The organism is Pseudomonas sp. GM18 (assembly GCF_000282195.1).
Classification (GTDB): Bacteria; Pseudomonadota; Gammaproteobacteria; order Pseudomonadales; family Pseudomonadaceae; genus Aquipseudomonas.
In genome coordinates this window covers 16,447-35,202 of record NZ_AKJT01000131.1, presented here as the reverse complement: position 1 = coordinate 35,202, position 18,756 = coordinate 16,447, and the positions used below count along the sequence as shown (strand labels likewise).

The window sequence follows — 18,756 nt, the reverse complement described above, 5'->3', positions numbered from 1 at the left end:
AATACTATTCCTTAAAATAGTTCAGAACCGACTCATTCAGTATTTGCCGTGCCGTTTTTCCATTATTCAATGGTCGAATGTACATAATATGTGCATCGGCGTGGTTTACATCAACCCGCCCCATCACATCCGGCCCATCTACAATTTCCCACTGTTCGCCAAAATCTGCGACCCTGTCAGACATATTGCGCTTTTCAGGCGCGGCAGCAGCTCGAATATTAACCCAATACTCAGCTTTCGGCTTAGGCTGTAATCTATATATGTTCGAAATACTCCAAACAATCTTACCTTCGCCAACCGGGTCAATTGTTATCAACATTCTTACCTTGTAGCCTTTATCGGTCAGAACACTGGACAGGTGCGCGCCATTCCATCCTCCAAGACTATGACCAATGATGTATACCGCCGTAGAGCAATCAGGTATTTTTTTCAGCACATTTTCTGATAAATCTTTATCACTAATAAAATCATTGTAACCAAGAGGCCACGACTCAAATTTTCCATTCGGAAATTTTAGCTTCTTTGCATCACTGAGGAATATCTCACGCACATCATCCACATTATTATTCGGTCCACTTAAATAGTAGCTCTCCTGATCCCCGGCACCACCTATAAAAAACACAACAAAATTTCGTAGAGAAACAGAAACCTGCTTAACAGACTGATCCGTCTTGCACGTAAGCGTATGAGTTTTCACCTCTCTTTTCGCCAAGGGTGCTTCTACTGTCGCGTTTTCACCGGCCATCCTTGGTCACTCCACAAACAATTTAATGGTTTCAGCCAAATGCGAACTGACGGTATGGGTAAACCCGGACGCATCCGTGATGCCATGCTCTTCGCTGCCGTCCCCACGCTGAATGGTGTAGGGGTGATAGGGAACCGGCTCTCCAGTTGCCTCATTGACCACTTGCAACCTGTCCGTGAAATGCACCGGCATCGGCAGCAACCCACTAAATGGCGCCCCTCCGCCACTCTGGCCAATAATGACCGTGCCGGAGCCCCCAACCACCACGTTGCCATGACCGCCCGTACTGTCGAGCGTTGCGGCGTTGAGGCCGTTGATGAATACCGTACCCGAGACGCCGCCGGTGATCGGGCTGCCGCAGGCGGATTTGTCGGTCATGCGGGCAGCGGCGAGGCCGTCGAAGAACACGTCCGGGGAACCGGACACGATCGGGTTGGTGCCATGGCCCGGCAACGGGCACGCGGTAGGGTCGGTGACGCGCGCAGCGGGTTTTCCACTCAAGTCAAAGCTCCTTGCTTCTGAGGTTCAGGGTGAGGCTGATAGACATCAATGTCGGCCGCGGCGAAGCGCCAGCGGTTATCGACCGGGTCGAATAGCGCGTGACAATTGTCATGGCTGTCGGGGGATGAAACGTTGTGAAGGGTTTGCCAGGCTTCGGCGACTTGCCATTCCAGATCCGCATCCGAGACGCTGTCGAAGTCGTTGAGCCAGGCGTTGTAGTCGCGCAAGCCGATCCGGTCATAGGACGTTTGCAGCAGGCTGGTCATCTGCGGGCCGAAGTCGATGTAATGCTCTGCGGTCCATTGACCGACGTCGGAATAGACGTACCAGCCCATGGGCAACAATGTGCCATCGTTCAATAACGATTGATCCGCCAAGACAACGAAGCCACAGCAGACGTGCAGCGTCAGCCAGCCCTGATGATCCTGGATCAACTGATTTGGATCGAACGTGCGAAGCGGGACAACGCGGTACTCCTCAAGACCGCGACTGCGCGTCATCAACTCGGCGTCCAGACGCGAGACGAACGCCCGGATCGCCTTACCTCCCGTGCGGTTGAGGGTGCAAAGGATGTCCACCGACTGGCGATGGCGGTCGTCCGTGGAGCCAAGGTTTTTCACCAGGCCATACAAACGCATCGTCGCCCGAAGTCCGCTCATCGCCGGTCACTCATTGACGTAGCGAAGGCTCCACGGGCGTGGAGAAAGAGTGTCAAAGGCATTGCAGGTGTCGTCCGTGAGCGCGCAAAGAGCGCACAGAATGCCGAACTAGCGCGGTGCGGACAACCGATTCGTATCAGCTTGCAATCAAGCGATCAGCGTCCCTCGGCAAAATCCCTTAAAACCACCCCATCCATCCGGTACCGCACCCATTCTTCCTGCGGTTGTGCGCCGAGGGATTTGTAGAATTCGATCGCCGGTTTGTTCCAGTCCAGCACGCTCCATTCGAAACGGCCGCAGTCATTGGCGCAGGCGATTTTCGCCAGGTGGCGCAGCAGGGTTTTACCGGCGCCGCCGCCCCGTTGTTCTGGCGTGATGTAGAGATCTTCGAGGTACAGGCAATTGCTGCCCAGCCAGGTGGAATAGCTGAAGAAGAACACCGCGAAGCCGATCGGCAGGCCATCGCGCAGGCAGATCAGGCCATGGGCGGTGGCGCCTTCGCTGAACAGGCTGCGCTCGATGTCGGCGACGCTGGCGATGACTTCGTGGCGGGCACGTTCGAAGTCGGCCAGTTCAGTGATGAACGCGAGGATTTGCGGAGCATCGCTGGGGGTTGCCGGGCGGATTTCGATCGTCATGGACGTGCCTTGTCAAAAGTTGAAAACGCCATACTAAGTCCGCGCGCGGCGCTCGTCACATTTGAAATGGTCGAGGCTGCTACGGATCGCATTTACGGTTTAACTTACTGGCATTGGGGCAATCCCCCTCGCCACAAAAGCGTTTTCATACTTAAGGACTTTTATGACCACCGCTGCTTTCGCACCTCTGCAGAATCTGGCTTCTGAACTGCTGCCCCATGCGCTGGAACCTAGTGAGGACGGTGCCCACGATCTGTCGCACTTGCAACGGGTGTGGCACAACGTGCGCACGCTTCATGCTGAAGAAGGCGGTGATCTTGAGGTGCTGCTGGCCGCCGTGCTGTTGCACGATTGCGTGGCGGTGGAGAAGAACTCGCCGCTGCGTTCCCAGGCGTCACGGCTGGCGGCGCAGAAAGCGTCGACAGTGCTGACAGCCATGGATTGGCCTGACGGAAATATCACCGCGGTCGCCCATGCCATTGAGGCCCATAGTTTCAGCGCCAACATCACGCCCACTACCCTCGAAGCCCGAATCATCCAGGACGCCGACCGCCTCGACTCGCTCGGCATGCTCGGCGTGGCGCGTACCTTCTACATTGCCGGGCGCATGGGCAGCGCGCTGTACGACCCTGTGGACCCGAAGGCAAACGAGCGGGACTACGACGACAAACGCTTTTGCCTCGATCATTTCCAGACCAAACTGCTGCACTTGGCAGACGGTTTCCAAACGACCACCGGCCAGCGTCTGGCACAGGTTCGCCATCAACGCTTGAAGGGATTCATGGAGCTGTTCATGGAAGAAATCGGCGTTTGCTGACCGACTTCACCGTGGGTCGGTTGATCTGTCGTCACGTCAGGAGGAGCACAACGTTGCAGCAGGCCTAACTCGCCTCCGGGACCGCTCGTCGCTCATAAGGCACCCATCCCGATAGCGGCTGATCAGGCGCCAAAAGTCTCGCGGATCAACGCATCCACCTCAGCCGCCTCCGGCGAAGTCGCTGGCCCCCAACGAGTGACCGCCAACGCCGCTGCCGCATTCGCCCGCCGTGCCGCTTCAACCGCCGGCAAGCCCTGCGCCAACCCGGCAACAAACACCCCGGCATGGGCATCCCCCGCACCGTTGCTGTCGACGGCCGTGACCTTGAATCCCGGCACCTGCTGACGGTCGCCATGCTGGCTGATCCAGCAGCCCTGCGGCCCATCGCGAACCACCATCAGGGCGTGCGCCGGCAAATGATCCGCCAGATGATTCAACGCCTCGGCAATGTCCGACGCCCCGGTAAACCGCAGCGCCTCGACACTGTTGCTGGTCCACAAATCAATGCGCGACAGCAAGGCCTTCATCAACGGCGCGTCCGGCGAATCCACCAACGGGCCCGGATCGAACACCACGTTGATCCCGTCCGGCAACTCCAGCACCCAATCCACCAGCGCTTGAGCCTTGCCGCCATGCAGCAGGCTGTAGCCACTGACATAGACAAAGTCGCCCGCCTCGACCGGCACACTCGCCAGGTCTTCGGCGGTCAATTCGCCTTCGGCACCGATGTAGGAAATGAACGTGCGTTCGGCCGAGGCTTCGGTCAGTGCGACGCACAATCCGGTGTCGCGCTCGGTGCTCTGATCGACGCCGATGCGAATGCCTTCCGCATTCATCGCCTCCCGGGCCAGATCACCAAAACGGCCGTTGCCATGGCGCCCGAGGTAAACCACCGGCAAGCCGTTTCGCCGGGCCGCGGCCATCACATTGAAGCCGCCGCCGGCCTCGAAACGGGCGGATTGCGCCAGCACATCGCCGCCCGAATGAGGCAGTTTATTCACCGCCATGACCAGATCGATGATGACCTGGCCGGTGTGCAGCATTTTAGGCATGAGCGGGCTCGATCAATGCGGCACGGCGGTCCTTGGCACCGCCGAGCACCCAGTAAATCCCGCCAGCCACCACGAACGTCACGATCCAGCCCAGACCGTTGTGGCCCAGCCAGGAGTCGGACAGGAAGCCCCGGAACCAGACATCTTGTTCAGTGGTGCCAATGGTGGTGAAGCTGAAACCCAACACAATCGCCATCGCCCACGCACCGAACGCACGCCACTCGACGCCGCCGCGATACCAGTAGGCGCTGCTCGGGCTGACGTCCAGCAGGTCCTTGGGGCTGTAGTAATGACGGTGGATCAGGTCGACCACGAAGATCCCGACCCACGCCGTGATCGGCACCGCCAGCAAGGAAATGAAGGTGATGAACGGACCGTAGAAGCTCTCGGCGATCAGCATGAAGTAGATCGATCCGGCGAAGATCGCGACGATATCGACCACCACCGCATACACGCGCTTGACCTTCAGCCCGAGGGTCAAGGTGGTCAAACCGGCGGAGTACACCGACAGGTTGTTCGACAGCAGTAGCCCACCGAACGCGGTGATCAGGTACGGCACCGCCATCCAGGTCGGCAGCATGTCGCGGATCGCGACAATCGGGTCAGTGGCCGAGGCCAGATCATGGTTGCCCACCGACAGCAGGCCGCCGAGGGTGATCAGCAATACCAAAGGAATCCCTGCGCCGAACGCCGCCGACGCCACCAGGCGCACGGCTTTGACGCTGCGGTGCTGGTAACGCGACATGTCCGCGCCGGCGTTGGCCCAGCCGATCCCGGTGCCGGCGGCCATGGTGCCGATGCCGATAATCATCGCGCTCAACGGTGCTGGCGTGGCGTTGAACACGGCGCTCCAGTCAATGGTCGCGCAGAGGAAACCGCCGACCAGAATGTTCAGCGCACCGAACACGTAAGTCGCCCATTTCTGGATCACCAGCAATGTGGCGTGGCCGAGGCCGGACACCGACAACGTCAGCAGCACGAAAATCGCGATGAACACCAGGGTCAGCAGCGGCGCGCTTTTGGCTTGCACCGGCGAGCCAAACACTATCGAGCACAGCGACAGCAAGACGAACGCGGCGGTAGTGGTATTGACGATTTCCCAGCCCAGACGCGACATCAGCGAAACCAGCGTCGGGCCAATATTGCCACGTACACCGAAGATCGCTCGCGACAGCGTCAGGCTCGGTGCGCGACCACGACGACCGGCAATGGAGATGATCCCGACCACCGCGAAAGAACCGGCGGCGCCGAGGATGGCGACGATGATTGCCTGCCAGATCGCCAGGCCGCGAAAGGCCACCAGCGTGGCGCCCAACGGCAAGCCGAGAATGGAAATGTTGGCCGCGAACCACACCCAGAACAGTTGCAGCGGATGACCGTTGCACTCCCCTTCCGGCACCGGTTCGATGCCACGGGTTTCCAGTTGTCCGGCACTTTGTCCGGAACTTTGCCCGGCGCTCGATGAACTCATGAAAAATGCTCCTTGCCATTATTGTGGTTGTGGGCAATTTCGGAGGACAAAACAACAGCCGGCCGTCCTGCCCGTGTTTGTGCATTCCATTGCGGGTGAAAATTCAAGTATGCGGCGTATTCATCGCGGGCAGCCCGCGATGGGGCCAGCTCAGTCAACGTAAAGCCAACAGTCCTTTTACCAACGGCTCCAACTCCAACGAGTTAACCGCTTTAACCTGCTCGATCATCGCCACCGGCCAACTCTCAAGCCCCAGACAGGCCCCGAGCATGGCGCCGAGCATCGCCGCGATGGTGTCGGTGTCACCGCCCAGGCTCGCGGCCATGCACAGCGCTTCGAAGGCCGTCATCTCGCCGATAGCCACTTGCTGGGCCAGCGCAAACGAGACCACCACCGATTCCTGTGAGGCCACCGAAGTGCCAATCAGGTCGTACAGCAAGTCCGCCAGCAACGCCTTGTCGCTGTCGATGCCGATGCTCCGCGCCCAACTGATGCGCGAGGCGATCCGCCCGCCAGCGACCCAGTGGCCATGACTTTCAGCCTGCTGCGCGAACTGCTGGCCGAGGTTCAACGCCTCGCCCAGGTCCATGCCGTTGATCCCGGCGGAAACCACCGCCGCCACCGCCGCCGCGCTGGCAATCCCCAGCGAGGTGTTGTGGGTCACCTGACAGGCTTGCATCACGGCACGGATGAAACGCTCGGGATTGGCGACATCGGCCGCAATCCCTACCGGGGTGATGCGCATCGCCGCGCCATTGGTGGTGCCGTAGCGCCCCGCCTCTTCCAGCGAGTGGCCGGCGAGGATCATCTCGATCGCGCGTTTGGTCGAAGGGCCAAGCAAGTCTTGCGAGCCCTTGGCCTGCATCCCGGCTTCCCATTCGATCAATCGTTGGGCCAGCACCGCCGGTTCGATCCGGCCCTCGCCCTCAATCAACAACTGGCCGACCAGGATCGCCTGCTCGGTATCGTCGGTGATCGAACCTTTGGGCAGGTTCGCGGCAATCGGTTGATCGGGGCCGGCGTCTTGCAGATCGGTGATTTCAACGAAGCGCGCCTTGATGTCGGCGCGGCTCAGGGATTGGGTCGGCATGCCCAGCGCATCGCCCAGGGCCAGTCCATAGAACGCGCCGAGGGCATGGTTGAGCGCGGTCATTTTGGAGCTCCGAATTGCAAATGCAGACGAAAGTGCATCGGATCGAGCAGGCTTTCGACCTGCTCCATAAAACGGTTCTGACGGTCGTAGGTGGTGCGCAGGGCCTTGAGAAATACCGTGCCGACCGGACGCCCGAGCAGCTCGGCGTCTTCGGCGTTCAAGGGTTCGGCACCGATCCACTGATCGCCGTGCTCGCCGACATAGCCGTAGGCGGCCAACGTGATGGTCAGGGAATTATCGATCAGCCCCACTCGCGGCAGGCCTTCCAGGCCTCCGGTAGCAGGCATCAACGCGCGCTCCAGCGACACCAGCGTGCCGTCGGTGGCCCGCCGACGCCGGTCAAGGGTAACGAATTGATCGGTGCCGAAACGTGACAACAAGTCAGGCCGAGTCACCGCCTCCAGCCGCAGCACTTCGGTATTGATCAACGCCCCGCTGTCCGCCAGCGCCTGGGCCCAGCCGCTGCTCTGATCGAGCACTACGCCGTCGTAAGTAACGATGGAACCGACTCCGCTTTGCGTGGCGATGTAGTGACGCCGTTTCAGTTCGGCCAGGGCTTCACGCAGCGTACCGCGGCTGACCTTGAATTCTTGAGCCAACTGATGTTCACCCGGCAATAGCAAGCCGTCCTCCATGAGGCCGCTTTCGATGCGCCGGACAAGCTCGTCGACTATCTGTTGTTTCTTGTCAAATCGTACCGGTCTAATCATGTACACCTCGGGTGTACTGTCATAGCTGAAACGGGTTGAGGCGAGCAAGGAATATTTTGTGGGGCGCGAAGATCGTTCCCACGCAGAGCGTAGGAACGATCGGTGAAGCCCGCTCCCCCAGGGAAAATCAGCGTTGTTTCAGTCGGTCGATCACAACCGCCAGCAACAGGATCGAACCGCGAATCACGTACTGGTAAAAGGTATCGATGTTCTTCAGGTTCATCGCATTCTCGATGATCGCCAGAATCAGCACCCCGGCGATCACATGCCGAATCATCCCGATCCCGCCGCTCAGCGATACCCCGCCCAACACGCAGGCCGAGATCACCGTCAGCTCGAAACCCTGGCCAATCATCGGCTGACCCGAGGTCATGCGCGACGCCAGAATCACCCCGGCCAACGCACCAATCACCCCGTGCACGGCGAAGATAATGATCTTGGTCCGGTCAACGTTGACCCCGGCCAGCAGCGCCGCTTCCTGGTTGCCGCCGATGGCCATGGTGTTGCGCCCGTAGGTGGTGTAATTCAGCAGCCAGCCGAAAAACAGGAAGCAAACGATGGTGATCAGAATCGGCACCGGCACACCGAATAACTGGCCGTTACCGAAGACGAAGAACGACTCCTGGGACACGCCCACCGCTTTGCCGTTGGCAAAAATGTAAGCCAGGCCACGAACGATCTGCATGGTCGCCAGCGTGGTAATCAACGCATTGACCCGCAGTTTGGCGATCACGATGCCGTTGATCAGCCCGACAATCAGCCCCATCACCAGCGCCGCACTGACGCCGAGGAACACGCTGTTGGTGTCGCGCATCACCACCGCCGCGACCACGCCGGCGCAGGCAATCACCGAGCCCACCGACAAGTCGAAATGCCCCGACGCCAGGCAATACAACATGGTGCAGGCGGCAATCCCGGTGGTGGAAATCGCCAGGCCCAGACCGCGCATGTTCAGCGGCGACAGGAAGTTGTCGATCAGCAAGGTGCAGAGCACGAAGATCCCGACGGCCGCCAACAGCATTACCCAGTCATCGAGAAAGCGTCGCAGGTCCAGCGGTTTGCGCGGGGTTGGCAGAGTGTTGTTTTGGATGGTCATAGTCACCTCTCAGTTCGCCACGTCGGCAGCGCGTTGGCGTGGCAAAGCCAGTTGCAGCAGGTTGGATTCATTGGCTTGTTCGCGGGTCAGTTCGCCGCGCATCGTGCCTTCGCAGAGCACCAGGATGCGGTCGGAAATGCCCATGACTTCCATCAGGTCGCTGGACACCACAATCACCGCGATGCCGCTGGCGGCCAGGTTATGGATGATCTGGTAGATCTCGGCTTTGGCGCCGATGTCGATGCCGCGGGTGGGCTCATCGAGCAGCAGGATTTTCATCGGCATCGACAGCCAGCGACCGAGAATCGCCTTCTGCTGATTGCCGCCGGACAGGTACATGATTTTCTGCGCCGCGTTGGGCGTCTTCACTTTCAGCGCCTTGATCTGCTTGTCGGCGTTGCCCTTTTCCCACAACCCGCGCAACAGGCACCCGAAGGTGGAATGAGCGCCGCGGGCGCTGATGTTGATGTTCTCCGCAACGCTGGCCAGCGGCAGGATGCCCTCCTTCTTGCGGTCCTCGGGGCACAGCAGAATCCCCGCCGCAATGGCATCGCGTGGTGAACGCAGTTTCAGTTCATGGCCGCGTAATTCCAGGCGTCCGGCCGTGTTGCGGGTAAGCCCGCTGAGCATGCGAAACAGCTCGGTGCGACCCGCGCCAACCAGGCCGAACAGACCAAGGATCTCGCCCTTGTGCACCTCGAAACTCACCGGTTCACGCAAACCCGGCCCCAGTAAACCGTCAACCTTGAGCGCCACCGCGCCACGGGGGCGGCTGCGGTAATCGTAGATGTCCTGAATGTCGCGACCGACCATGCACGTCACCAACTGGTCATGGGTCAGCGCGCTCATGTCCTCGAAGGTGCGCACAAAGCGACCGTCCTTGAACACCGTCACCGCATTGCAAATGCGGAACACTTCTTCCATGCGATGGGAGACGTAAAGCACCACTTTGCCTTCGTCCCGCAGGCGACCGATGATCGCCATCAAGCGATCGATCTCCCGCGCCGACAGGCTGCTGGTGGGTTCGTCGAACGCAATCACATGCGCGCCACGGGACAACGCCTTGGCGATTTCCACCAGTTGCCGCTGGCCGAGGGACAAGCGCCCGACTTTCTCTTGCGGATCGATTTCATCGGCCAGGCCTTTGAGGCAGGCCAATGCCTGTTGCCGTAAAACGCTGCGATTGATCAGGCCGAAACTCGCCGGCAGATGGCCAAGAAACAGGTTCTCGGCCACGGTCATTTCCGGCACCAGGTGCAGCTCCTGATGGATCACCGCAACCCCGCTGCCAATGCTGTCGGCAGTGGATTTGAAGACCCTCGTCTGCTCGCCGATCCGCAGGTCGCCGCTGCTCGGCGTGTAAGCACCGCCGAGGATTTTCAGCAGCGTGGATTTACCGGCACCGTTCTCGCCCATCAAGGCGTGAACCTGCCCCGGATGCGCGACGAAGCTGATGCCGTCCAGCGCCTTCACCCCGGGAAAGGTTTTGCCGATCCCGTTGAAGCGCAGGCTGCCGCCAATGCGCTGTTCATCTGTTTGTACGTGTGCGTGCATAACCCACCTCATCACACCGATCAGGCAGCCCTGTTGCCAGGGCCGCCAATGAAATCAACCGACCCTCAATTCCACAGGCCGATCTTTTCCAGTTCCTGCTTGAAGTTGTCGCGCGTGATCAGCGTCACGTCGTCCATGGCGGTGTATTTCGGCGGTTCTTTGCCGGTGGTGACCCACTCGTGCATCATGCTGGCGGTGTTGTAGCCCTCGATGTGCGGGCTCGGCAGCATCGAGCCGAAGAAGCCGCTGTTGGCTTTCTTCAATTCGCCGATGGCATCGGTGCCGTTGATGCCGATACCGATTACGTTAGCCGCAGCAAAACCGGCGCTTTCGGTAGCGCGCACGCCGCCCAGCACGGTGTTGTCGTTCATCCCTCCGATGATCAGGTTTTTCGCCGCACCCGGCAGTTTCACCAGCGCCGAGTTGGTGGCGTCCATGCTGCCAGGTACGTCGAGGGTTTTCAGGGCCGAGAACAGAATGTGGTCTTTCGGCATCCCGGCGTCTTCCAGGGCTTTAACCGAACCGTCGGTGCGTTTCTTGCCGGTGTCGAGTTCGTTGAAGGTGTTGATCACCGCATAGGTTTGTTTCCAGTCCCAGCCGCGTTTCTTCGCTTCGGCGGCCATGGCGGCGCCTTGCTTCTGACCGACTTCGAAGGCCGCCATGCCGAGGTACGGCACGTCCTCCATGAACTTGCCGCCGGCATCGACGAAACGGTCATCGACAGCGATCACTTTCAAACCATTGAGCTTGGCCTTGGCCATGATCGCAGGGCCCAGGGATACGTCCGGCGGGCAGATCACGAAGCCCTTGGCGCCGTTCGCCGCCAGGCTGTCGATGGCCGAGAGGGTTTTCTCGCCATCAGGCACAGCGATCTTGATGACGGTGAAGCCCTTGTCCTTGGCGGCTTTTTCAGCGAAGGCCCATTCGGTCTGGAACCAGGGCTCTTCGGCTTGCTTGACCAGAAAACCGATCTTCACTTCCTCGGCCGCCAGCAACGTACTGCTCAGGCTGACTGCAGTGACCGCCAAAGCGGCACAGCACAGGGAACGGATCCCACGACGACGTTTCATAAGCTGACTCCTTGTTATTTTTTTTGAGCGTTATTTGAAAGCAATACAGCGGTCGAATCATGTAGCCAATAGTCATATCGTATGATGATTGGATTTCAGGCGTAGTTTCGCGCCTGAAACCCAAGTTATTCAGTCGTGGTACATGACCGAACGACCACCATCGATGGTGATGCACGAAGCGTTGATGAACGGCGCTTCATCGCTGGCCAGGAACACGGCGGTCATCGCCACTTCAATCGGCTGGCCGATGCGCCGCGGTGGATGCAGATCGAAGGCGCGCTGACGTTCGGCCTGGGGATCGGCAAAACCGTTCCAGTAATCGACGTTCAGTTGGGTTTCGATGTAGCCCGGCGCGATGGCGTTGACCCGAATGCCCTTGGGTGCGTATTCGATGCCCAAGGCGCGGGTCAGCCCGAGCAAGCCATGCTTGGCCACCGGGTACGGGAAGCAGCCGGGAATAATGTGGGAGGAATGGGTCGAAGCGATGTTGATGATGCTGCCGATGCCCTGCTCGATCATCTGCGGCAACACGGCCTTGCAGCCATACCAGGCGCCGTCCAGGTCGATGGCGAAGCAGCGACGCCAGTCCTCTTCAGTCATTTGCAGCGGATCGCGGAACACGTTGACCCCGGCGCAGTTGACCAGCACGTCGATGCGGCCGTGAAGCTCAATGGCCAACTTGGCCATGGCGTGCAGGTCTTGCTGGCGCGATACGTCGGCCTTGACCGCCACGACATCCGCGCCTTGTTCACGCCAATGCGCAGCGACTTTTTCGACTTTCTCGGCCTGGATATCGCTGATGACCAGTTTGGCCTGCTGGGACGCGAAGGTCGCGACAATCGCTTCACCGATCCCCTGAGCGGCTCCGGTCAACAGCACGACCTTGTTTTTCAGGCGCTCACCCTTGGGCGGTTCGGGCACCGGTGGCAAAGAAAGGGGTTCAGCCATGGATCAACACTCCTGTTCGAAGGCACGACGAAAACCGGGCATCTGTCGATGTCCGGTCAAAAGGCTTTTTGGAATAGGCAGGCAGGCGTGCAAACGCCCGGGCACCGGGGCGGCCTGAAGCACTGTCGCCCCAAGGGAGGACGGTGGAATATCGCTGCATCGCTTCACCTGTTTTGTTTTTTTAAGTGTGAGTGCGTGTAACTGATGGGGCCGACTATAAACCCGGCCACCAACAAATCTCAATATATAATTTTACATCCCATATTTTGGGATTTAGCCTGCAAATCTCTGACAAGCCTTTCCGGGCACATCGACTCGAACCGACAACAAAGCGCCATCCAATGGGTGGTTGAGCGGGCTCGCTGCACTGGTGATGTACAAGGTTTTGAAGTCTTCGCCACCAAACACGCAACTGGTGGGGCGACTGACAGGCAGTTCGATCACCCGATCGACGTGACCGTCCGGGGTCAGCCTGAGCAGGCAACTGCCGTCCCAGCGGGCGTTCCAGATGTAGCCCTCGGCATCCATCGCCGAGCCGTCGGGGCCACCCCGTTCGTGGGGGCCAAACCAGACGTAGGCGGTGTCGAGGTTGCCGTCGGTATGGATGAAATGTTGGTACAACGTGCCGTCGAGGCTGTCGGCGAAATACAGGGTTGTGCCGTCGTCGCTCCACTGCAACGTGTTGGGGATGCCCAGCCCTCGCAGCAGCGGCGTGACCCGAGCATCGCGGTCGATGCGAAACAGGCCACCGGAGCGGCGCACGATGGGCAAGTCTTCGCCCTGCTCGCCGATGTTGTTCTGCATGGTGCCCAGCCAAAGCCGGCCCAAGGCATCGCAGCGGGCTTCGTTGGCGCGGTTGCCGGGTTGCGGATCGGCCACACAGAGCAAGGTCAGCCGAGGTTCCAGGCCGGGAGAGTTCAGGTCCAGCCGATAAACCCCACTGCTCAATGTCACCAGGGCATCGCCGCTTTCGCAGGGGATGAATGCGGACACGTGTTCCGGCATCTGCCAGATTTCCACATTGGCGCCGATCAGTCGAAGCGCCTGTTTACCGGCGATATCAACCCAGTACAGCGCCTGGGTCGGTGCATCCCAGAACGGGCCCTCGCCGAGTCGCGCACGATGTTCCGTAACCGCAGTCCACGTCATGAAACCTCCTTTTTTATTGCTTTTATCTGGGAGCGAGCCTGGTCAGCTTGCCTTCTTGTCGGCCATGACTTGGGGGTAAAAACGCTTGATAGCCAGGTCGGCATTATCGATCAGCGTCATGCAGGCCCATACACCCCGCGCGGCATCCCGGGCGGCGATGGCGTCGGCCATGTCTTTGTGAATCGGCAAGGTACGGCGCAGTTCATCCGGGTCGGCGGCAGACACTTCGAACGACACTGCCAGCAACGCGCCGAGGGCCGGGACCATTTGTTCGATGAATTGATTGTGGCTGGCGGCGAGGATGCATTCGTGGAAGAACTGGTCGGCGCGGTTGTAATCGACGCCACTGTCCACGGCTCGCTCCAGCGCGTTGTAGGCCTGAAGCACCGCTTGCACTTGTTCCACCGTCGCGCGCTCGCAGGCCCAGCGCACCGCCATCGGTTCGATGGTGCGGCGCAGGTCAAGCAGGTCATCGACGAAGTTTTCCGGCAAACCGCTGCGCGACAACCAGCCGACGACTTGCGGATCGAAGAGGTTCCAGCGCCGTACCGGCAACACCCGCGTGCCGACCTTCGGCCCGACTTCGAGCATGCCTTTGGCGACCAGGGTCTTGATCGCTTCACGGATAACCGTACGGCTGACCCCGAGCTGCTCGCCCAGGTCGGCTTCTACCTTGATGGTTTGACCGGGCTTCACCTGGCCAGCGGCGATCCAGCACCCCAGCCAATCAACCGTCGACGCATGAAAACTGCTGGACATGGGTACCTCACCGCCCCGGTGAAAAAAAAGCGACACGACACAAAAGCCGTTCGCGATGGATGCCCACGCTAATCATCATATGATTGGGTGTCAATTGGATTTTCAGGTGTCCTTGCAAATACCGACTTTGTAAGCCCATAAAAAAACGGCCCGTTGCAATAACGGGCCGTTTCGTTTCCAGCGCTCAACCCGTTACGGCTCAAGCCCGATCGGGAAAAACTCGCCACCGCTCCAGACGCCGAGCCAGCTCTGCCCGTCAATCACACGGCTCACCGCCAGCTCTACCAATTGATAGAACACATTGCGGTGAATCAGCGCTTCAAGGTTGCTGCGCACATGCACGTACGGCGCCGGTTCCTGAGTCACTGGGTCGATCACCACGCGCATCGGGTGCTCGGCGCCGGCATCGACCGTTTCGTCGACGTTGGTGGTAAAGCGCAAGGCCTGAGCCTCACCCTCGCCTTCGACCTCCATGGCAATTGCCACGAAGGGTGCGTCGTCGACCTTGATGCCCACCTTTTCGACTGGAGTAATCAGAAAGTAATCATCGCCGTCGCGGCGAATGATGGTGGAGAACAGCTTGACCATCGGCTTGCGCCCGATCGGCGTGCCCAGGTAATACCAGGTGCCGTCGCGGGCGATGCGCATGTCGATGTCGCCGCAGAAGTCGGGGTTCCACAAGTGGACCGGCGGCAAGCCTTTGGTTTTGGGGATTTGCCCCAACAGGTCGTTGGCTTTTTGCGGGCCACTCATGGCGTTCTCCTTTGAATTACTGGTCGCTGAGCCCCAGCAGGCTACGAGCGTATTGCTCCAGCGGCGGGCCCAGCAGATCTTCTGGCTTGTTATCGTGGAACGTCAGTAAACCGCCACGACTCTTGATACGTGCAGTATCAATCAAATACTGGGTACTGGTCTCGATCAACATGATCTGAATCACGCCACTGTCGATCCCGAGGCGATCCGAGCGTTCCTGGTCGATCAATTCGTCCGTGTTGCCGATGCGGTCGTCGGCCTTGGCAAAACGCGTATAGAGCAGGTAGTGAGCACCGGCGGCACGGGCTTCACCCATGGCGGCGTCGAGGCCTTCCGGCGCGCGGGCGCGGCGGACCATCGGGAAATATTCGATAAAGCCATTGAAGGCTTCTTCGGCCACCACGTTAGGCCGCGGATTGGCACTGCCCGGCGGGGCGAAGGCGCCTTGGGCGATGTAGATGAAAGAGTCCGGCTGAATGCGGATGTTATTCACGCGACGGCTGTCGCTGTGGTCCAGCAGCCCCGCGTCGCTCATGTGGTAGCGAGTTCCTTCGGCCATATCGCTGACATTCATGCAGCCACCAAGCGCCAAAACGGCCAGCAGCAAAACCAGGCTACGCATCCTATCCCTCCAGAAGCCGGTGACGGAAAACCGGCGAATGGCCATGGGATGCAGCTTCCGCGCCAGCTCATGCAGGAATCATCTTTGTAGCAGCTGCCGAAGGCTGCTACAGCTCGCGATCAGCCGCCGATGATTTTCATGATGGTCGCGCCACCAGAGAACGCCACTTCCTGCTTGTCCCCCAACGCTTTGACCAGCAGTCGCTGCAACGCCGGCAGCGCCTGGTGACGGGGTTTGTCCAGCAGATCGCCGACATAGTGGCGATTGCTTGACGACAGGCAGCCATGCAGCCAGCCAGTGGACGACAAGCGCAGCCGCGAGCAGGTGCGGCAGAACGGGACGCTTTCGTTGGCGATCACGCCGAAGTGCCCCTGCCCCGGAATCTCGTAGCGCACCGCCGTGGCATCGACCGGCGCGTCGGCCTGAAGGTATTCGTAGTGCTCGCCGATCAGGCTCAGCAACTGCTGCAGGCTGACGAACTGTTGCAGGAAGGCGTTGGAATCGCTGGCCAGGTGGCCCATGCGCATCAACTCGATGAAGCGCAGCTCGTAGCCACGCTCCAGGCAGTAATCGAGCAGCGGCATCACCTGATCGAGGTTTTGCCCACGCAGCGGCACCATATTGACCTTGATCTTCATGCCTGCTGCCGCAGCCTGGGCCATGCCGTCGAGCACGGTCGCCAGATCGCCGCCGCGGGCAATGCTGCGGAAAGCACCGGCATCCAGGGTGTCGAGGGAAACGTTGATGCGCTGAATGCCGGCATTCACCAACAGCGGCAGCTTCTTCGCCAGCAACTGGCCATTGGTGGTCAGGCTGATGTCCGCCAGGCCCATCTGCCCGACGGCGGTCATGAAAGCTTCGAGTTTGGGGCTGACCAGTGGCTCGCCACCGGTAATGCGCAGGCGCTCGATGCCCGCCGCTTCGATCAGATAAGCCACGCCGCGTGCCATCGCCTCGGCCGACAACTCATCCTGCGCAGCCACCAGCCGTTTGCCGTTGGGCACGCAGTAGGTACAGGCGTAGTTGCAGGCGGAGGTCAGACTGATCCGCAAATTGCGAAAACGCCTGCCTTGACGGTCAACGATCATGGATCACTCCGGCGAAAGAAGATTCGAACGCGCAGAACTTGACTCACAAATCAAGTTTTAGCAAGCCCTATGCCTGAGTATATTCCTGCGGTACTGCGCCACGTAGCTAAATCATGGCTCATGGCGCAATTAGACAACTGGATGGCTCAGCTGCTCGGAGTGTCGGTATCGCGCTTGCGTTTGTTGCCCATGCGCACGCCAATGTCCATCAGGAACTGGAAGAAACCTTCCTGATCTTCCAGCACATTGCTCCAGAACGGCGAGTGATACAGCGCCACGGCGCCGTGCACCAGCGCCCAGGCTGCGCAGTAATGGAAGTAAGGCGGCACGTCTTCGAGCTTGCCTTCGCTGATCCGGCCTTTGATCAGCAGGGTCAGGCGTTCGAAGTTCGAGGCGCGGATCTTGTGCAGTTCCTCGACCATCTCCGGCACCTGGTTGCCCTTGACCACTTTTTCTTCCAGGCGATCGAACAACCGATAGCGTTGCGGATCGCGCATGCGGAATTCGAAGTAGGCCCGGGACAGGGCTTCCTTGTCCTTATCGACATCGGCGGAATGCAACAGCTCGTTCAAATCACGTTCGTAGTCGAGCATCAGGCGCAGGTAGATCTCCGCCTTGGATTTGAAGTGCTTGTAGATCGTGCCTTTGCCGATACCTACGGCATCAGCAATCATCTCGACGGTGACACTGTCTTCACCTTGTTCGAGGAACAGCTTGAGCGCGGTATCGAGAATTTCTTGCTCGCGGCGACGAAACTCACGGACCTTACGAGGTTCTTTATGCATAAGAAAAGGTCTGTAGGGGTCAAAATTCGAAGCCGCGTATTATGCCTAACTTACGCCAAAATGCACGGATCATCCGACCATATATGTGTTTCTTGATGAATTCACGCCACCTCGCCGGTTGATGAGAACTCAACCGAAGCGCGTGTATTCCAAATTTGTTTAAAAACCCGACCAGCTAAACTGGACTCGGCGCGATACTGATCAATACTTCAACTGTCGGCGAGGCATCTCCCCCAAGTGTCGCGCCGATGAAGGTACCAAAGGATTGCGTGCCTTTGTTTTACTCCTAATGGTCTTAACCCGGATTCACCCCCCAGAACCCGGGTTTTTTTTGCCTGCGATTTGAGACCAAAGCCCGCCGCAGGCCGCGATTTCTTCCAACGTTACGCCGATGCCCTGACGTGCGCCAACGGAAATAACCGCTTGAAATTCTCGGTAGTCTGCTCGGCAAATCGCTCGTAGGACTCGCCTCGCAACATTGCCAGAAACTCCGCTACCTCACGCACGTACTGCGGCAGGTTCGGTTTGCCGCGATACGGGATCGGCGCCAGGTACGGCGAGTCGGTTTCCACCAGCAATCGGTCGGTCGGTACCTTGCTGGCCACATCACGCAGGGCATCGGCATTGCGAAAAGTGACAATACCGGACAAGGAAATGTAATAACCCATGTCCAGCGCGGCCTTGGCCATGTCCCAGTCTTCGGTGAAGCAATGCAGCACGCCCGCCTGAGGCAGCGCCGCCTCGCGCAGCAGCTCCAGGGTGTCGGCCCGGGCGCCACGGGTGTGGATGATGACCGGTTTGCCAGTCTGTTGCGCCGCGTGCAGGTGCAGACGGAACGATTCCTGCTGCAACTCTGCCGCTTCCGGCTCGTAGTGGTAATCCAGACCGGTTTCACCGATCGCCACCACCCGCGGATGATTGAGTTCGCGCAACAACCAATCCAGTGCCGGAGCGGCACCCGGCTGCACGTCCAGCGGATGCACGCCGACCGAACAATCTACGTCGTCGTAGCGTTCGGCCAGGGCTTTGACGTCGGCGGCGTTGTCGACGCTGACGCCAATGCACAGAAAGTGCCCTACTCCCCTTTGACGGGCCGCAGCGAGCGCGGCATCCAGGGAGCCGTCGTGGGCGGTAAGGTCGAGGCGATCAAGGTGGCAATGGGAATCTACAAGCATAAAAGGGCTGC

General features: G+C 59.6%; 20 protein-coding genes. 1 reads left to right on the top strand and 19 read right to left on the bottom strand.

Features of this window, described 5'->3' with window-relative positions; genetic code table 11:
* Window positions 1-4: 4 nt before the first annotated feature.
* The 4 genes from PMI21_RS00770 to PMI21_RS00785 form a co-directional block, all read right to left on the bottom strand.
* Window positions 5-745 carry a hypothetical protein gene (locus PMI21_RS00770; RefSeq protein WP_007942037.1) on the bottom strand — a complete coding sequence of 247 codons (741 nt, stop codon included), beginning with the start codon at window positions 743-745 and terminating at the stop codon, window positions 5-7.
* A 6-nt stretch (window positions 746-751) separates the two neighbouring features.
* Complete coding sequence (locus tag PMI21_RS00775; protein WP_007942036.1) at window positions 752-1,246, bottom strand: PAAR domain-containing protein; 495 nt, start codon at window positions 1,244-1,246, stop codon at window positions 752-754.
* Window positions 1,243-1,905, bottom strand: coding sequence for a hypothetical protein (locus PMI21_RS00780; protein WP_007942034.1), 663 nt, complete (start codon window positions 1,903-1,905; stop codon window positions 1,243-1,245). Before PMI21_RS00780 ends, PMI21_RS00775 begins: the two co-directional genes overlap by 4 nt.
* 155 nt (window positions 1,906-2,060) lie before the next feature.
* Window positions 2,061-2,543, bottom strand: a complete 483-nt coding sequence (locus PMI21_RS00785; RefSeq protein WP_007942033.1) for a GNAT family N-acetyltransferase — start codon at window positions 2,541-2,543, stop codon at window positions 2,061-2,063.
* Window positions 2,544-2,706: 163 nt separating this feature from the next.
* Here PMI21_RS00785 and PMI21_RS00790 point away from each other — a divergent pair, with 163 nt between their 5' ends.
* Complete coding sequence (locus PMI21_RS00790; RefSeq protein ID WP_007942031.1) at window positions 2,707-3,360, top strand: HD domain-containing protein; 654 nt, start codon at window positions 2,707-2,709, stop codon at window positions 3,358-3,360.
* A gap of 122 nt (window positions 3,361-3,482) precedes the next feature.
* Here PMI21_RS00790 and PMI21_RS00795 read toward each other — a convergent pair whose 3' ends face one another.
* The 15 genes from PMI21_RS00795 to PMI21_RS00865 all read right to left on the bottom strand — a co-directional run bounded on the left by PMI21_RS00795 (window position 3,483) and on the right by PMI21_RS00865 (window position 18,745).
* Window positions 3,483-4,412, bottom strand: a complete 930-nt coding sequence (locus tag PMI21_RS00795; RefSeq protein WP_007942028.1) for a PfkB family carbohydrate kinase — start codon at window positions 4,410-4,412, stop codon at window positions 3,483-3,485.
* A complete protein-coding gene (locus PMI21_RS00800; RefSeq protein WP_007942027.1) occupies window positions 4,405-5,883 on the bottom strand; it encodes a purine-cytosine permease family protein in 1,479 nt (492 codons plus the stop codon). Before PMI21_RS00800 ends, PMI21_RS00795 begins: the two co-directional genes overlap by 8 nt.
* A 154-nt stretch (window positions 5,884-6,037) precedes the next feature.
* A complete protein-coding gene (locus PMI21_RS00805) occupies window positions 6,038-7,036 on the bottom strand; it encodes an ADP-ribosylglycohydrolase family protein (RefSeq protein WP_007942026.1) in 999 nt (332 codons plus the stop codon).
* Window positions 7,033-7,746 carry a GntR family transcriptional regulator gene (locus tag PMI21_RS00810; protein WP_007942025.1) on the bottom strand — a complete coding sequence of 238 codons (714 nt, stop codon included), beginning with the start codon at window positions 7,744-7,746 and terminating at the stop codon, window positions 7,033-7,035. Before PMI21_RS00810 ends, PMI21_RS00805 begins: the two co-directional genes overlap by 4 nt.
* Before the next feature lie 127 nt (window positions 7,747-7,873).
* On the bottom strand, window positions 7,874-8,842 hold the full coding sequence (araH, locus tag PMI21_RS00815; protein WP_007942024.1) for an L-arabinose ABC transporter permease AraH: 969 nt from the start codon (window positions 8,840-8,842) through the stop codon (window positions 7,874-7,876).
* 9 nt (window positions 8,843-8,851) lie between these two features.
* On the bottom strand, window positions 8,852-10,396 hold the full coding sequence (gene araG / locus PMI21_RS00820; RefSeq protein ID WP_007942023.1) for an L-arabinose ABC transporter ATP-binding protein AraG: 1,545 nt from the start codon (window positions 10,394-10,396) through the stop codon (window positions 8,852-8,854).
* 65 nt (window positions 10,397-10,461) lie between these two features.
* Window positions 10,462-11,466, bottom strand: coding sequence for a substrate-binding domain-containing protein (locus PMI21_RS00825; protein WP_007942021.1), 1,005 nt, complete (start codon window positions 11,464-11,466; stop codon window positions 10,462-10,464).
* 129 nt (window positions 11,467-11,595) lie between these two features.
* Complete coding sequence (locus PMI21_RS00830; protein WP_007942020.1) at window positions 11,596-12,414, bottom strand: SDR family oxidoreductase; 819 nt, start codon at window positions 12,412-12,414, stop codon at window positions 11,596-11,598.
* 273 nt (window positions 12,415-12,687) lie between these two features.
* A complete protein-coding gene (locus PMI21_RS00835; protein WP_007942019.1) occupies window positions 12,688-13,563 on the bottom strand; it encodes an SMP-30/gluconolactonase/LRE family protein in 876 nt (291 codons plus the stop codon).
* 42 nt (window positions 13,564-13,605) lie between these two features.
* On the bottom strand, window positions 13,606-14,322 hold the full coding sequence (locus PMI21_RS00840) for a FadR/GntR family transcriptional regulator (RefSeq protein ID WP_007942017.1): 717 nt from the start codon (window positions 14,320-14,322) through the stop codon (window positions 13,606-13,608).
* A gap of 192 nt (window positions 14,323-14,514) precedes the next feature.
* Window positions 14,515-15,075 carry a DUF1285 domain-containing protein gene (locus tag PMI21_RS00845; protein ID WP_007942015.1) on the bottom strand — a complete coding sequence of 187 codons (561 nt, stop codon included), beginning with the start codon at window positions 15,073-15,075 and terminating at the stop codon, window positions 14,515-14,517.
* 16 nt (window positions 15,076-15,091) lie between these two features.
* Entirely contained in the window at window positions 15,092-15,697 is a 606-nt protein-coding gene (locus tag PMI21_RS00850) for a DUF4823 domain-containing protein (protein WP_007942014.1), read from the bottom strand.
* Between the two features lie 119 nt (window positions 15,698-15,816).
* On the bottom strand, window positions 15,817-16,785 hold the full coding sequence (locus PMI21_RS00855) for a GTP 3',8-cyclase MoaA (protein WP_007942013.1): 969 nt from the start codon (window positions 16,783-16,785) through the stop codon (window positions 15,817-15,819).
* Between the two features lie 146 nt (window positions 16,786-16,931).
* Complete coding sequence (locus tag PMI21_RS00860) at window positions 16,932-17,570, bottom strand: TetR/AcrR family transcriptional regulator (RefSeq protein WP_007942012.1); 639 nt, start codon at window positions 17,568-17,570, stop codon at window positions 16,932-16,934.
* Between the two features lie 383 nt (window positions 17,571-17,953).
* Window positions 17,954-18,745, bottom strand: a complete 792-nt coding sequence (locus PMI21_RS00865; protein WP_007942011.1) for a TatD family hydrolase — start codon at window positions 18,743-18,745, stop codon at window positions 17,954-17,956.
* Window positions 18,746-18,756 lie beyond the last annotated feature (11 nt).

What these genes read in the sequence shown, in the direction of transcription:
- PMI21_RS00810 (WP_007942025.1), bottom strand. Translation starts at nt 7,746, where the DNA reads ATGATTAGACCGGTACGATTTGACAAGAAACAACAGATAGTCGACGAG.
- PMI21_RS00800 (WP_007942027.1), bottom strand. Translation starts at nt 5,883, where the DNA reads ATGAGTTCATCGAGCGCCGGGCAAAGTTCCGGACAAAGTGCCGGACAA.
- PMI21_RS00840 (WP_007942017.1), bottom strand. Translation starts at nt 14,322, where the DNA reads ATGTCCAGCAGTTTTCATGCGTCGACGGTTGATTGGCTGGGGTGCTGG.
- PMI21_RS00780 (WP_007942034.1), bottom strand. Translation starts at nt 1,905, where the DNA reads ATGAGCGGACTTCGGGCGACGATGCGTTTGTATGGCCTGGTGAAAAAC.
- PMI21_RS00805 (WP_007942026.1), bottom strand. Translation starts at nt 7,036, where the DNA reads ATGACCGCGCTCAACCATGCCCTCGGCGCGTTCTATGGACTGGCCCTG.
- PMI21_RS00850 (WP_007942014.1), bottom strand. Translation starts at nt 15,697, where the DNA reads ATGCGTAGCCTGGTTTTGCTGCTGGCCGTTTTGGCGCTTGGTGGCTGC.
- PMI21_RS00855 (WP_007942013.1), bottom strand. Translation starts at nt 16,785, where the DNA reads ATGATCGTTGACCGTCAAGGCAGGCGTTTTCGCAATTTGCGGATCAGT.
- PMI21_RS00790 (WP_007942031.1), top strand. Translation starts at nt 2,707, where the DNA reads ATGACCACCGCTGCTTTCGCACCTCTGCAGAATCTGGCTTCTGAACTG.
- araH (WP_007942024.1), bottom strand. Translation starts at nt 8,842, where the DNA reads ATGACCATCCAAAACAACACTCTGCCAACCCCGCGCAAACCGCTGGAC.
- araG (WP_007942023.1), bottom strand. Translation starts at nt 10,396, where the DNA reads ATGCACGCACACGTACAAACAGATGAACAGCGCATTGGCGGCAGCCTG.
- PMI21_RS00860 (WP_007942012.1), bottom strand. Translation starts at nt 17,570, where the DNA reads ATGCATAAAGAACCTCGTAAGGTCCGTGAGTTTCGTCGCCGCGAGCAA.
- PMI21_RS00770 (WP_007942037.1), bottom strand. Translation starts at nt 745, where the DNA reads ATGGCCGGTGAAAACGCGACAGTAGAAGCACCCTTGGCGAAAAGAGAG.
- PMI21_RS00835 (WP_007942019.1), bottom strand. Translation starts at nt 13,563, where the DNA reads ATGACGTGGACTGCGGTTACGGAACATCGTGCGCGACTCGGCGAGGGC.
- PMI21_RS00865 (WP_007942011.1), bottom strand. Translation starts at nt 18,745, where the DNA reads ATGCTTGTAGATTCCCATTGCCACCTTGATCGCCTCGACCTTACCGCC.
- PMI21_RS00795 (WP_007942028.1), bottom strand. Translation starts at nt 4,412, where the DNA reads ATGCCTAAAATGCTGCACACCGGCCAGGTCATCATCGATCTGGTCATG.
- PMI21_RS00825 (WP_007942021.1), bottom strand. Translation starts at nt 11,466, where the DNA reads ATGAAACGTCGTCGTGGGATCCGTTCCCTGTGCTGTGCCGCTTTGGCG.
- PMI21_RS00785 (WP_007942033.1), bottom strand. Translation starts at nt 2,543, where the DNA reads ATGACGATCGAAATCCGCCCGGCAACCCCCAGCGATGCTCCGCAAATC.
- PMI21_RS00830 (WP_007942020.1), bottom strand. Translation starts at nt 12,414, where the DNA reads ATGGCTGAACCCCTTTCTTTGCCACCGGTGCCCGAACCGCCCAAGGGT.
- PMI21_RS00845 (WP_007942015.1), bottom strand. Translation starts at nt 15,075, where the DNA reads ATGAGTGGCCCGCAAAAAGCCAACGACCTGTTGGGGCAAATCCCCAAA.